General features: G+C 58.7%; 11 protein-coding genes and 1 pseudogene. 5 read left to right on the plus strand and 7 right to left on the minus strand.

What is annotated here, in order from left to right:
• A pseudogene (locus tag NKH70_RS32500) lies at positions 1-144 on the plus strand (IS630 family transposase); the annotation flags it as partial.
• A 230-nt stretch (positions 145-374) separates the two neighbouring features.
• Here the strand turns inward: NKH70_RS32500 and NKH70_RS32505 are convergent.
• Genes NKH70_RS32505 through NKH70_RS32535 form a run of 7 tightly spaced genes read right to left on the minus strand, consistent with a single transcriptional unit; the run spans position 375 to position 8,814 of the window.
• Positions 375-1,370, minus strand: coding sequence for a response regulator (locus NKH70_RS32505; protein ID WP_031195385.1), 996 nt, complete (start codon positions 1,368-1,370; stop codon positions 375-377).
• Positions 1,371-1,381: 11 nt separating this feature from the next.
• Positions 1,382-2,404 carry a chemotaxis response regulator protein-glutamate methylesterase gene (locus tag NKH70_RS32510; protein WP_352508162.1) on the minus strand — a complete coding sequence of 341 codons (1,023 nt, stop codon included), beginning with the start codon at positions 2,402-2,404 and terminating at the stop codon, positions 1,382-1,384.
• Between the two features lie 22 nt (positions 2,405-2,426).
• Positions 2,427-4,721, minus strand: a complete 2,295-nt coding sequence (locus tag NKH70_RS32515; protein WP_352508164.1) for a hybrid sensor histidine kinase/response regulator — start codon at positions 4,719-4,721, stop codon at positions 2,427-2,429.
• The gene (locus tag NKH70_RS32520; RefSeq protein WP_352508166.1) at positions 4,718-5,437 is read right to left on the minus strand and encodes a chemotaxis protein CheW; all 720 of its coding nucleotides are present in this window, start codon (positions 5,435-5,437) and stop codon (positions 4,718-4,720) included. The genes NKH70_RS32515 and NKH70_RS32520 overlap by 4 nt, the downstream gene beginning before the upstream one ends.
• Entirely contained in the window at positions 5,434-6,687 is a 1,254-nt protein-coding gene (locus NKH70_RS32525) for a CheR family methyltransferase (RefSeq protein WP_352787507.1), read from the minus strand. Before NKH70_RS32525 ends, NKH70_RS32520 begins: the two co-directional genes overlap by 4 nt.
• A complete protein-coding gene (locus NKH70_RS32530; RefSeq protein WP_352508170.1) occupies positions 6,684-7,148 on the minus strand; it encodes a chemotaxis protein CheW in 465 nt (154 codons plus the stop codon). The genes NKH70_RS32525 and NKH70_RS32530 overlap by 4 nt, the downstream gene beginning before the upstream one ends.
• Before the next feature lie 7 nt (positions 7,149-7,155).
• Positions 7,156-8,814 (minus strand): methyl-accepting chemotaxis protein, encoded by a 1,659-nt coding sequence (locus NKH70_RS32535; protein WP_353027231.1) that lies wholly within the window; start codon positions 8,812-8,814, stop codon positions 7,156-7,158.
• A 706-nt stretch (positions 8,815-9,520) separates the two neighbouring features.
• Here NKH70_RS32535 and NKH70_RS32540 point away from each other — a divergent pair.
• The 4 genes from NKH70_RS32540 (at position 9,521) to NKH70_RS32555 (ending at position 12,171) form a co-directional block, all read left to right on the plus strand.
• Positions 9,521-10,753: a pilus assembly protein TadG-related protein gene (locus NKH70_RS32540; protein ID WP_352851933.1), complete on the plus strand. Its 1,233-nt coding sequence runs from the start codon at positions 9,521-9,523 to the stop codon at positions 10,751-10,753.
• A 5-nt stretch (positions 10,754-10,758) separates the two neighbouring features.
• Positions 10,759-11,199, plus strand: a complete 441-nt coding sequence (locus NKH70_RS32545; protein WP_352508174.1) for a TadE/TadG family type IV pilus assembly protein — start codon at positions 10,759-10,761, stop codon at positions 11,197-11,199.
• Positions 11,200-11,239: 40 nt separating this feature from the next.
• Positions 11,240-11,593, plus strand: a complete 354-nt coding sequence (locus tag NKH70_RS32550) for a TadE/TadG family type IV pilus assembly protein (RefSeq protein WP_352508176.1) — start codon at positions 11,240-11,242, stop codon at positions 11,591-11,593.
• 293 nt (positions 11,594-11,886) lie between these two features.
• A complete protein-coding gene (locus NKH70_RS32555; protein WP_023680838.1) occupies positions 11,887-12,171 on the plus strand; it encodes a PilZ domain-containing protein in 285 nt (94 codons plus the stop codon).
• Positions 12,172-12,903: the final 732 nt, after the last annotated feature.

Below are 12,903 nucleotides of genomic sequence, written 5' to 3' on the forward strand. Positions count from 1 at the left end.
TTCGCCAAACTCAAGGCGCTGCTGCGAGCAAAGGCCGAGAGAACCATCACGGCTCTGTGGGACGCGGTCGGCGCGGTCGTCGACCTCTTCACCCCAGCCGAATGTGCCAACTACTTCAAAGCCGCAGGATATGAACCGGATTAAACAGGACGTGCTCTAGATTAGACTGGACCAGGCGCATAAGCGTCGGAGGCGTAGCCGTCGAAAACGAATTCGTGTTTGAGGTTCCGGTCCGCGGAACAGCAGTTATCCAGAAATGGAACTGACTTTGAACTGTTTCGCTTGCCCGGTTGACAATCGAGGGGTCCCGTTCGGCGATCACCAAGCCTTTAAACTGCACGAGCTGTAAGCCCGTCCGTAAAGCACCCTTACCTTTAGTCGTAATACACGACACGGTCCCGTCCTTCCGACTTGGCGCGGAAGAGCGCCAGATCGGCCGCCTTGATGAGGTCATTTGGCGTGTGGTTCTCATCAGGCACCATGGTTGCAACACCGACGCTGATTGTCACCCGCTCAGAACCGTGTGGAATGCTCAAGGCTCGCACGCTCTGCACGAGCCGCTCGGCCATAGCGCCCGACTGCGCCTGCAAAATATCGACCACCACCACGACGAACTCTTCGCCGCCGTAGCGCGCCGCGAGATCGGTCGAGCGGTTGCAACTGCTTTGGATTACACTGGCGACCTGCTTCAGCACCTCGTCGCCTGCCATGTGGCCATAGGTGTCGTTGTAGCGCTTGAAGTGATCGGCATCGATCATAAACAACGACAGCGGGCTCTTCGTGCGGACCGCGCGCTTCCATTCCGCCGCGAGATATTCATCGAAGTAGCGCCGGTTTCCCAGACCTGTGAGACCGTCAATCCGTGTGAGACGTTCCAGCTCGAGATTCGCACGCATTAATTGCCGCTGGCTTTCTCGCAGGGCCCTGTATGCCTCCTCTCGCTGAACGTGGTCAAGATAGGCCCGGGAGTGATAACGGACACGAGCGACCAACTCGATACGGTCCGGCAGTTTGACCAAATAGTCGTTGGCTCCGGCCTCGAATGCCTCGCCCTTGATGGCCGGATCTTCTTTACTTGACAGCACGATAACGGGGACAGAATGCGTCGAGGAATTCTTTCGGTATTGCCGTACCAAGTCCAGCCCATCAACGCCCGGCATGACAAGATCCTGCAGGATGACCGTTGGCTTCACTTCGTCGGCAACTGTAGTCGCTTTGAGCGGATCGGTGCAGAAGTGGAAATCTATGTCCGGCTGGTTTGCCAGCGCGCGCCGGACCGCTTCACAGATCATTATCTGGTCATCCACCAGCAGAACCATTGACGAGTAATTGTCTGCCAGGGGTGAGACGAGATTGGATTTGCCCGTCATAGAATAACCTTTCAGCAAGATCGGCCGCACGCCTCGATTAGGCGCGGGGCGATTGAGTCAAGTGGTAGGATCTCGACAGCGGCACCGATGGCAGCGGCGGCTTTGGGCATCCCATAGACCGCACTCGACGCGCTGTCTTGAGCGATTGTCAAATGCCCTTTGTCGCGTAGCAGCTTGAGCCCTTGGGCACCATCTCTACCCATGCCCGTGAGCAAGACACCGATCACGACACCCGACCACCACTGCGCGGCGCTCTCAAGGAATACATCTACGGAGGGACGGTAGACGTTGTCGTGCGGCTTCGGGGTATAGCCGAGCTTGTGGGCTGACTTGAAGACGAGATGATCAGCCGTGGCCGCAATTAGAACGGTGCCGGCCTCGGGCTCATCTCCTTCGCGTGCAGGACGGATTGGAAGTGCCGCATGCTGGCCGAGCCAGTTTGCAAGACCGGGTACGAACTGCGCATCGAGATGCTGTACGAGAACTATTGCGGCCGTGAAATTGCTCGGAAAAGCGCCGAGGATCGCGGCAACAGCTGCCGGCCCGCCCGCAGACGCGCCGATGGCAATAAGGTGCTGTGCCGATGACACAGACGGGGGCAATGTCCGTGTGCCCCAATTTGAAGACGGCGCGTCACGTACGAGTTTGCTGATCGTCGTTATCTTCTTGATAATAAGCTGTGCGGACCGTCCGGACCCCGGGCCGTCAGAGCCGATCGAGGGGATGTCGACCGCGTCAAGCGCACCATACCCCATTGCTTCATAGACACCAGGAATGTTGGCCTCAATGCTCGCCGTGACCAGCAGAATCAGGCATGGCGTCTTCGCCATGATCCTGCGCGTAGCCTCGACGCCATCCATTTCCGGCATCACCAGGTCCATGAGGATCAGGTCCGGGAGGTCTCGTTGGCAGGCCTCTACTGCCTCACGCCCGTTAACGGCGATCCAGGCCACCTGATGTTCCGGGGTTGATACAACCAATCGCCGCAGAAGCTCGACCGCAAGAGGCATATCGTTGACGATAGCGATCCTCATTGATGGATACACACGCTGCGCCTCATTCTGTCGCCTGGCCGATCAGGTCGACGACTGCATGGAGCAGTGTCTCGTCGTGGAAAATCCCTTTAGTCAGGTAGTAGTCCGCGCCGGCGTCCAGACCTCGCCTGCGATCGTCTTCGCGATCTTTGTACGACACGATCATGATCGGGGTGTTCCCGAGCCGGCTGTCCTTCTTCATCAAGGTCACCAGTTCGATGCCGTCCATGCGCGGCATATCAACATCGGTGATAACAAGATCGAATGGTTCAGACCGTATGGCGTTCCATCCATCCATACCATCAATCGCCACCTCGACCTCATAGCCGTTATTGTCCAGCAGCTTGCGTTCGAGCTCACGTACCGTCAAAGAATCGTCGACCACCAGAACGCGCTTGCGCCTCCTAAGATCGGGGCTGGTAGTACCCCGCCGCAAGGTGCGTAGGCCGCCGGATGACGCGAGCTTGTCTACTGATCGGATCAGATCGTCGACATCAACGATAAGCACGGGCGAACCATCTTCCATCAACGCCGCCGCGCTGATGTCCTTGACCTTGGCAAAGCGAGGATCTAGCGGCCGGACCACCAACTCGCGCTCGCCCAGGAAGCGGTCGACAATCAACCCGTGGGTTTCACCGTGATCACCATTAATCAGAACGACTGAAAGTTCATCGGCGTCTGCTTGCGGCTCAGCGCGGTCAAGAACCTGGTGCGCGGTGACTAGTCCGATCTGTCGATCCTCGAAGCGGAAATGCGGCCGGCCTTCGAGCAGTTCGATGCGCGTGCGCGGCAACTTTATCGTGCTGGCGATGCCTGCGAGCGGGAAGGCGTATGGCTCTCCGTCAATGTCGACGAGCAGCGTGCGGAGCACCGACAAGGTCAACGGCAGCTGTAGTTGAAATCGGGTTCCGAAGCCGAACTCTGAGGAGACGGTTGCGAGGCCTCGGACCTGCTTGGCCATCGCCTGTACGGCATCGAGCCCCACGCCGCGTCCGGAGATGTTGCTAACCGTCGCTTTCATCGAAAAGCCTGGCAGAAACAGAAATTCGAGCAGTTCCGCTTCGGCAAGTCTGCCGACGGTCTCCTCTGTCGTCAGGCCGTGCGCCACGACCGTCTCGCGCAGCTTGTTCAGATCGATTCCCCTTCCGTCGTCCGCGACGATTATCTGCAGCAGGCCCGCATTGTGCCGTGCTTCGAGCCTGATGACACCTTCTTCCGATTTGCCGGCTGCTATACGTTCGTCGGTCGTTTCGAGCCCATGGTCGACAGCATTGCGGAGGAGATGGCCGAGTGGTGCCTCGAGTTGGTCTAGGATGTCGCGATCGATGCCAGTTGAGCCCCCGACGATGTCTAACCGCACGTTCTTCCCCAAGGTTCGGCCAAGGTCGCGCACCGTCCTTGAGTAGTGCCGGACGCCATCCTCGAAGGGGCGCATGCGACTCGCCAGCGTTTCGTCATAGAGTCGATTCGCAAGGTCAGTGGCTCTGCGGTCAATCGAGTCCAATTCGTCAAGGCGCTCTGCGAGGAACGTCTGGCTCAGCCGAAGTTTTTGCAGCGCCTCTGCCAATGCTTGCACCGCCCCGTCGTCCTTAGGAATCTCGGCCAGTGCGTCGCCTAGAACGTCGAAGGCAATGGCGAGATCCGACTGAATCCGTTTCAGTCGAAGTAGGCCGCCCGTAAACGGCCTGAGGCGACGAGCCTCCATCAGGGACTCACCGGCAAGCCCTAGTAAGCGGTTTAGACTATCGGCCGTTACCCGCACCATACGGTCGGAACCGACGCCGCCATAAGGTTGAAGAAGTGGTTCCGATCGAGCGAGGACGCCCGTTTCCTTTGCCGAAGAGGCCCACGGCGCCTCCTGCGGGGCAGCATTTGAGCCGGCGAGCTCCGTCTCTGATGCTGTAAGCACCTTGGCTGTCGATGGGGAGGATGCCTGCTCAAGCGCCAGCAGAAAACCGGCTATTTCCGGTTTGGCGCTCTCATCGGCCGAGGCAGGCTCACTCGCTATGGATCCGAGGAGATCGACGCCTTTCAAAAGTGTATCGATGTGCTCGCGACTCAGGCTGAGACGCCCCCGCTGTGCGGCGACCAGGCATTCTTCCATCGCGTGCGCAACTTCCACCGCTGGCGTCAGATCGACAATCCGGGCCGCCCCCTTCAGCGAATGGGCAGCCCGCATGCAAGCGTCGAGACTCTGGGCGGACACGGGATCGCGTTCGAGCGCTAGCAGACCGGACGTCAGGGCCTGCGACTGCGTCTCCAGTTCGGCCCGAAAGAGGTCGAGCATCGAAAATTGGCTGTAGTCCGCGCCGCTCATGCGATAGCTCGATCGAGCATGGCCAGCAGCAGCGCCTCGTCCAGACAACCGACCGCGCCCCCTCGCCACGAGACCATGGCTGCCGTCATGGTCGAGGACGCCTTGCCAACGGTAGCAGGCACGGCAAGCTGGTCGCTCTGTTTGAATCGATAAATGCCGTGCATTTCGTCCACAGCAAAAGCGACGCGCTTGTCGCTGTTGCCGACGACGATAAGACGCGGAAATGCCTTGGTCCGCGTGTCCTGTACCCGCGTTTTGCGATCGTCTACTCCGAGCAGTTTGGCCAACGAAACGCAAACCAGCAATTCGCCTCGAACATTGACGATGCCGAGGACCGCACTGTTCCTGCGGTGTGGCAGCGAATGGATACTACGAGGTTCGGCCACTTCTTGGAAGCAGCCAACCGGAAGCGCCAGCCATTCCTCGCCGAGACGAAAGACAACGACCGTCTGAAATGCACTGCCCTCGGCATTCCCGACTGGTTCATCGGTCCTTGCCTGGGCAAAATGTCGGGCCCACTCGTCCCGATAGCCGGGCGGCAGCGGACGGTTCAGGAGGTTCCGTGCGATTTCCTTATAGGTCGGGCAGTTCCGGCAGTGGAGATGCTGCTCCAGTTCAGGGCACGATCTGTCACCACGAACGCCTATTTGCCGCCAGCAGTCGCCGATGGCGATGTCCGGCACCGATGATGCGCTACCGGGCTCAGCTGACGTCAAGTGCCGCTCCTTTTCCCAATCCGACCGAGCCGCCCGGTGAGTGCCTCGGCACCGGCGATGTCACCCTGCTTGCGAAGCAGCAGCGCAAGATGCGCGAGGGCTTCTTGATGGCGGGGTTCGAGATAGAGGGCCTTGCGATAGTTCTGGATCGCCTCGGAACGCGCATCTTCTGCATCCTGAGCTAGCCCGAGCAGATAGAAGATTTCCGGGGAGGGACCGTATTCCCCGAGATGCGTCAGCGCGAGTTCCTTTGCTTCCGCAACTCGTCCGGCATTGGCGGTGCGTTCTATAGAAGCGAGGCTTTGGGCCGCCCGCTCGGACGGGTGGACGGAGCGCTCCACTGTCGCTGCATTACTGGAGGCCGGCCGGATCGGGCTCAGCACTTTGCTGACGTCAGAGATAGGAGCAGGGGTGGCCGGACCGAAGCGCGACTTGGAGGGTGCAACCGTCCGGGGCGCCTTAGCCGGCTCCACGTTCGTGAACGCAAATGCCATGGGTAATCGCGCTGAAGCAAAGCCGTGCAGAATCGGAAGGCCTGATTCCGCTGGACCGACGAGCAGCAGGCCATCTGGCGCGAGGAGGGTCTTCAGACAAACCAGCGCGCGGTCTTGCAGGTTTCGGTTGAAATAGATCAGCAGGTTGCGGGAAAAAATAATGTCGTACGGTGCCAGCCCATACGAGGCCGCAGGATCAAACAGGTTGCCAAGCCTGAACCGGACTTGCTTCAGGACCCGCACCTCAGGCCGTAGTCCGCCTTCGGCCGCTTCGAGATAGCGCCCTCTGAATTCGAGAAAATCGCCGCGAAATGAGTTGCGCCCGTAGACCGCGCGCTCCGCGGCCGCGAGGTTGCCCGTGCTCACGTCGACTGCGTCAATCTTGAAATCCTGTGCTCCGAAACCAGCATCGAACATGGCCATCGCCATCGAATAGGGCTCTTCGCCTGTCGAACATGGTAGGCTCAAGAGCATTACGGGTTGACCCGGCCGCATGCGCGCCCGTGCATGACGCGTCATTGCAGTGAAAGCTTCACGATCTCGGAAGAACCATGTCTCCGGTACGACAACCGCGTTGATCAGTTCCTGGAGCTCGGATGGGGAGCCAGCCAGCAATTGCCAATAATCTTGAAGCTCACTGATCTGGCAGGCTGACATCCGCTCCCGGAGCGCGTGACGGATCACCGACAGACCGACAGTGCCGCTGTCCAGTCCAATCTTTTCCCTCAGTAGCTGTTCGACCGCACCAAACATCATGAACTCATCGCGACCTGACGGAACAGCGTTTCGCGAATGTCGTCAGATAGCAGCGCTTCGGCCCTGACCCACTGGACAAGTCCTCTATCGTCGGACGCCACGGGGCCCAAGTAGGGCGGAGTTCCCGCCTCCATCCCGGACGGCGCGAAGTCAGAAGGATCCCGCTTGAGCATATCGGTCGCTCGTTCAGCAACAAGCGCAAGCAGGTGGTTCTCACCATCCTTGGTTGGATAGCGTATCAGAACGATTCGTGTGCTCAGCACCAGCGCCGAAGGGCGGCCAAGCGCAAGCAGGCTGAGATCGATCATGGGAACGGGTAAGCCCCGGCAGTTGATTAGGCCTACTACGCCGTTCGGCGCGCCCGGCAGCCTTCTCACGCCGATGTAAGGCAGGACCTCTTCAACCTGCTCCATGTCCAGCACATACCGGTCGCTACCTATACAGAACCCGAGGAATAACATTGTCGTCCTAGCTCGCAGGCACCTCTCGCAGCGCCCGCAGTTTGAAACGGGAAATGCTGCTGCGTAACCCGCCCGAAACCTGATTGAGTTCGTCGATCGCGAGCGTGGATTGCTGGAGGGATTCAACCGTCTGTTGGGCAGCTTCGCTCAATTGTATCAGCGTCTCACTGATCTGCCCTGCGCCCGTTGCCTGGGCCTGCATTCCCTCATTGGCCACTTCGAACCGTGGCACCAAGCCCTGGACCTGCTGAATAATCTCGTAGAGTTGGCCGCCGACCTGCTGCACATCTTGCATGCCACGTCGGACCTCCTCGGAGAATTTGTCCATGCCCATGACGCCGGCTGCGACGGCGGATTGAATTTCCTTGACCATCTGCTCGATGTCGTATGTCGAGACGGCGGTTTGGTCGGCAAGCCGCCGGATCTCCGTTGCCACGACCGCAAAGCCTCGCCCATATTGGCCCGCCTTTTCAGCCTCGATTGCGGCGTTTAGCGAAAGAAGGTTGGTCTGGTCGGCAACCTTGGTGATCGTGGTCACCACCTGATTGATATTGCCGGCCTTCTCGCTCAGGATCGCAAGTTTGGAATTAATCGCGGTGGCGGCTTCCATGACGTGCTGCATGGTTGCCTCCATGCGTGCCAGCCCTGCTTGTCCGCCGGTGGCCAGCGTGGCGGTTTGCTCGGCGACCGCAGAAACTTCGCTCATCGTTCGTACGAGCTCATTGGAGGTTGCCGAGATTTCCTTCGCGGTCGCTCGGATTTCGGTCGTAGTGGCCGCGATCTCATTTGCGGTTGCCTGCTGTTCCTTTGAGGTGGCGGCCACCTCGGTTATCGATGTGTTGACTTGAATGCTGGATTTCTGAACCTGGCCTATCAGCGTGGTGAGATCATCGGCCATGGTGTTGAAGCCCTCAGCCAGCGTGTCAAACTCGTCCTTGCGCTTCAAATCGAGGCGCCCGCTGAAGTCGCCCAGGCGCATTACACGGACGAGATCGACCAATCGGCCAAGCGGAACACTAACGGCACGGAATAGAAGATAGCCGCACAAAAGGGCCAAACCGAGTGCTACGAGGAACCCGGCAATCAGGCCCAACTTCGCTGTGCGGACGATCGAACCTATCTTTTGGGTCGAGCTGTTTGCCTCTCCTCTATGGTCCTCGACCATGGCTTGCAGAGCCGATTGCAATTTCCGAAAGATCGGCTCCACGTTGTTCTTGATGGCCGGGCGCTCGTTGGAGATCTCTCCCTTCGCCAACGCGGCACGACTGGCATCCAGTACGGCGGCTTCGGCTTGGCGGAATTGATCGGCGAGGTCCTTGACGACAGCGTAGTTCTGCTTGTCCAAATCGGACTCAATGGTCTCTTCATACTCGTCCATCGACCCTTGCAGGGCGTCGCGGTTCGCCTTGATGGTAGCCTCGAAAGCCCGCTTGTCGGCAGGATTGTCCTGAAGAGCATATTCCTGGAGAAGACTATGGGCATCCATCTGTCCCATCATGATCTGGGTGCTGTGATAGAGGTCCGGAAGAGTTTCCTTTTCCACGCTGGTCGCTTCTTGCTCCGTCTGGAGAAACCAAACGTATGTAATGCTGGCCATAACCGACATGACAACCAGAACGGCCGCGAAACTGGCGAGTATGCGGCGGCGTATCGTCAAGCTGTTCATCGGGCTCAGTTCCGCCAGGGCGCTAATTGATTTGTTGGCACGACTAGCCCAGCACCGCGTTGCGACTATGCCGAACAGGCGAGATTCATTCGAATCGCGGAATCTAATGTTGGAAACGTTTCTTTTCCGTTCACGTCGCGCCCACAAGCCGCCTGCGAACGGCATGTACGCGTCCAAACCAATGGCCGATCGCATCGGCCGCAACTGGAAAGTATCTCCAACATCGAGCGTGGCAAGCAACTCCCTCCATTGAAACGCTCGTGAGTCGCGCGTGTTCTCAGCGACGGATTGCTTCGAAGGCCTGGCAAAGGGGGCGCGCTGTTTCGCGCGAGAGCGCACATAGCTCCAGGTGGAACTCCTGGAAGCGCCGTGCAATTGGCGCCTAGGCTTGTCAAAGTGGAGCGCGTGCAGGTGAGGCCTGCTTGCCGTGCACGCTTTGGCGCAAATCTGATTTCATTTGTCGCGGCTATGGCCGTTAGCCTACCCACGAGGGCGAAACACTCGCAAAGTCAATCATTGAGACTGGAAACGCTAACCCGATACGCGACTGGCGCCGCCGGTTGAAGATAGGGCCAGCGACCAGCAGCGTGCTCGCCGAGTGCGGCCGCGGGAGCTTGTGCCGGCCGCGCCAAGGAGCGGATATATCAAATGGAGCGAAATTCTTAGCCATTCCTTCATCCATCTTTTCGTTAAATACCCCATGGAAATGGGGCGCATTATATCGAGGCGGTTGGTTCGGTGTTTGCGACGAGGCGTCGGGACGAGCGGCAACGTTGCTACTATTTTTGCCCTATCGTTGCCGATTGTCGTCGGCGCAGCGGGTCTCGGTATCGAGACCTCCTACTGGTATTTTAGCAGCCTGAAATTACAGGCGGTGGCGGATGCGGCAGCCTATGCTGGCGCTTTGGAAAAGGTTTCGGGATCTGACAAGCCAACGATAGTCGCCGCCGCGACACTGTCAGCGACGACGAACGGCTGGGACCCGTCAACAGGCACAATCGAAATCTTCACTCCCCCGTCCTCTGGCCCGAATGTCGCCCAAAAGGCCGTCGAGGTCATCGTTCATCAGACCCTCGATCGGTTTTTCACATCGATATTCACGCAAAACGCGATCGGCGCACGGGCAAGAGCGGTGGCTTTCATCACTGACGCCTCAAAGGCCTGCGCTTTGTCGCTCAATCGTTCCGCCCCGAGAGCGGCGCTGTTTTCCGGCAGTTCGACCATAAAAATGACGGGCTGCTCCGTGATGTCCAATTCCATTGCCGCCGATGCGATCAAGCTTCAGGGATCGGCAAACCTTCAGGCCGACTGCCTGATATCGGCCGGCGGTGTTTCGTTGAACAACCCTGTGACGACTGTTTGCGCCAGCCCGATAACCCAGGCCTTACCCGCTGGTGATCCCTTTGCCGACCTGCCGGCGCCACCAGCCACAACCCCCTGTCAAAACTCGAAATTGTCGACCCTGAACCCCGGGACATACTGCAGCGGGCTGAGCTTGAGCGGCAATGTTGCGCTCGCGCCCGGCGTGTACGTCATTCAAGGCGGTGATTTCAAGGCGAACGCGAACGCCAATGTTTCCGGCACCGGAGTCATCATCTATCTGGCCGGCAGCTCCGGCGTCACCATGAACGGCAACGCCACCGTCAAACTTAGTGCACCCACGTCGGGCACGTATTCCGGTGTCCTGTTTTACGGCGACAGAGGTAACCTGACGGGATCGAACACGTTAAACGGCACGGCGGATTCGCTTTTGACCGGCGCTCTGTATTTTCCAACCCAGGACGTCAATTATCTCGGCAATTTTTCTGGCAAGGGTGGTTGCACGCAGGTCGTCGCCGGTACCTTGCAGTGGTCCGGCAACACGAGCATCAGCCAGGATTGCACGAGCCTCGGAATGCGTAATATTCCGGCGACGCAATCCGTTCGGCTTGTGGAGTAATCTTCGTGGAACGATTATCAGCCCGGATCTTCCGGAGCGATTCGGGTGTTGCTGCGGTAGAGTTTGCGCTGATTGTGCCGATCCTTTGCCTGGTACTTCTTGGCGTCATTAACGGTTGGTCTTTCGTATCAAGCGCGCTGTCGATGCGTGCAGGCGTCAAAACGGCGGCGAACCTCGTGATGCAAGGCGCAGCCGACGACGCGGCTACCCAAGCCGTCGCCCTTTCGAGCTGGGAAAATCATCCCGATGACGCGCAGGTGACGCTGAGCCGGAAATATATGTGCGGGATCACCGTGGTCGATCTATCTGTCCTGTGCGACAGTTTGAAAGCTCCCGCGGTTTTCGTTGTAATACAGGCGACAACCACCTGGTTCCCGCCCTTCAGTTTTGGCGAGTTTTCCCTCTCGCGCGAGCTCAGCCAGCAACAGGTGATTCGTGTTCGCTAAAGGGAGAGCCTTCATACGTGGGGCATCAGGCGGAGCTGCATTGGAGTTCGCGCTGATCGCGCCTATTCTGATAACGCTTTTGATCGGCATCTTCGCATTCGGCTGGGCTCTGAATGCCATGTCGAGTGTTCGGTACACGCTGGAAACGTCCTCACGTGCGCTGCAAATGAAGAACTCGCTAACCGAAGCAGAGATAGAAGCGATAGCCACGGCAAAATTGCTGAGTTTGGGATTGAGCGACGTCGACGTAACAATAGCAATCGACGCCCCCAGCGGCGGCTTTCGAATGGCACATCTGACCGCCAAATATGCGTTCGTGATCGAGTTCCCGTATTTCGACCGGTATCCGATTAATTATGCGACAACCGTCACGGTTCCGTTGATTGGAACATAAGGCTCATTCTAGTCGGACGCCGCAGCTAGTTCTCCATCAAAAAACCTGCAGCGAAGCCCTTCCTTGCCGCAAGGTGCTTCACGCGGGCTTTGATCCCCGGCTTGACCCATTGGGGTCGCCGGCCGCTTTGGCAAGCCCTTTGGTAGGAGGCCGGCATGCTCCTGAAACGTACTTCCACGACCGATCCCGCATGTCACGCCGCCTCTGACGATAACGCTATGTTCATCAGCCACGCTCAATTATCTGGCAGACCAAAAGCTACACGAAGCGACAGACGCCGGGAATTAGGCGAAATGGCTGAAGACGAACAGAGGCGCCAACGCAGGCAGCGCGTCTTCAAGGGCGCAACAATCCTGACCGGCATGACCCATTCCGAGGTCACGTGCACGGTGCGCAACATGCATGCCGGCGGCGCCGAACTGAAGGCCTCGATCGACGCTCGCGTCCCCGACGAATTCCTGCTCTATGTGCCGACCGACGGCATCGCCTACAAGGCGGTGGTTCGTTGGCGTCGCGAAGACCGCATCGGCGTCATGTTCACCGGCACCGAGCCAAAGCCGCACTGGCACTACGGCTAAATCCCCTGAACCACACCTCGTAGCCGTATGCTGGGCGGTGATTGACCCCCGTCCTTTGGACGCCTTGTTCCTCCTCCAGAATTTCTTCGACTTAGGTGGCCGACAACCATTCTGGCGCCGACTGACTGCTCGCTTCCATTATCGGTTTGCCGACCATCGTTGGAGATTTCAGAATAGCTACTGCTCTCGCCCTCTCCACCGTCCTGATGGTTTAAACAGTGCTCGTGCATTTCGAGACGGTCCGAGTCGTCGCGAGTATGCGGCGCTGGTGGGGTCGGTCTGCTCGTGTGGAACTGCTCGCATTCATTACGCCTGCGTTTGTCGCGCACCTGCTCGGTATTGGGCAGGGGAATAAAGGGCGCTGTTCCCCCACAAGCAGAAAACCGGCCTTCCCCTTGCTTCGGCCTGGGGCCTGCAGCACCGACACGGCACTCGGTAGCGGGTGCCGCCGTCATCTTTTTCATGCCGTCGCGAATCGTCACGTGATCGGTCCGAAAGGTGATGGTTTTGGTCCCTCGAGACGACAGCGACATTCGCCTGACTGGGAACGACGGGGTCAGAGTGCCTGTCATATCAGGGAACCTCGTGCAATTTGTCGACCAGCCCACAAAGTTCCAAAAAAAACGGACCGTTCGCTTTGAGGTTGAGTTGCGCCTTAGTGCTTCCCTTGTGATCTTCCTCAGCGTCCGCTGTTTTGACAGGGAGCGCATTGGTCATTCGGCCCATCGCGCT

The sequence above is a fragment of the Mesorhizobium sp. M0991 genome (assembly GCF_040318915.1).
Lineage (GTDB): Bacteria > Pseudomonadota > Alphaproteobacteria > Rhizobiales > Rhizobiaceae > Mesorhizobium.

Coding starts and splice junctions, on each gene's coding strand:
- NKH70_RS32535 (WP_353027231.1), bottom strand. CDS start 8,814: ATGAACAGCTTGACGATACGCCGCCGCATACTCGCCAGTTTCGCGGCC.
- NKH70_RS32555 (WP_023680838.1), top strand. CDS start 11,887: ATGGCTGAAGACGAACAGAGGCGCCAACGCAGGCAGCGCGTCTTCAAG.
- NKH70_RS32505 (WP_031195385.1), bottom strand. CDS start 1,370: ATGACGGGCAAATCCAATCTCGTCTCACCCCTGGCAGACAATTACTCG.
- NKH70_RS32525 (WP_352787507.1), bottom strand. CDS start 6,687: ATGATGTTTGGTGCGGTCGAACAGCTACTGAGGGAAAAGATTGGACTG.
- NKH70_RS32540 (WP_352851933.1), top strand. CDS start 9,521: ATGGGGCGCATTATATCGAGGCGGTTGGTTCGGTGTTTGCGACGAGGC.
- NKH70_RS32515 (WP_352508164.1), bottom strand. CDS start 4,721: ATGAGCGGCGCGGACTACAGCCAATTTTCGATGCTCGACCTCTTTCGG.
- NKH70_RS32530 (WP_352508170.1), bottom strand. CDS start 7,148: ATGTTATTCCTCGGGTTCTGTATAGGTAGCGACCGGTATGTGCTGGAC.
- NKH70_RS32510 (WP_352508162.1), bottom strand. CDS start 2,404: ATGAGGATCGCTATCGTCAACGATATGCCTCTTGCGGTCGAGCTTCTG.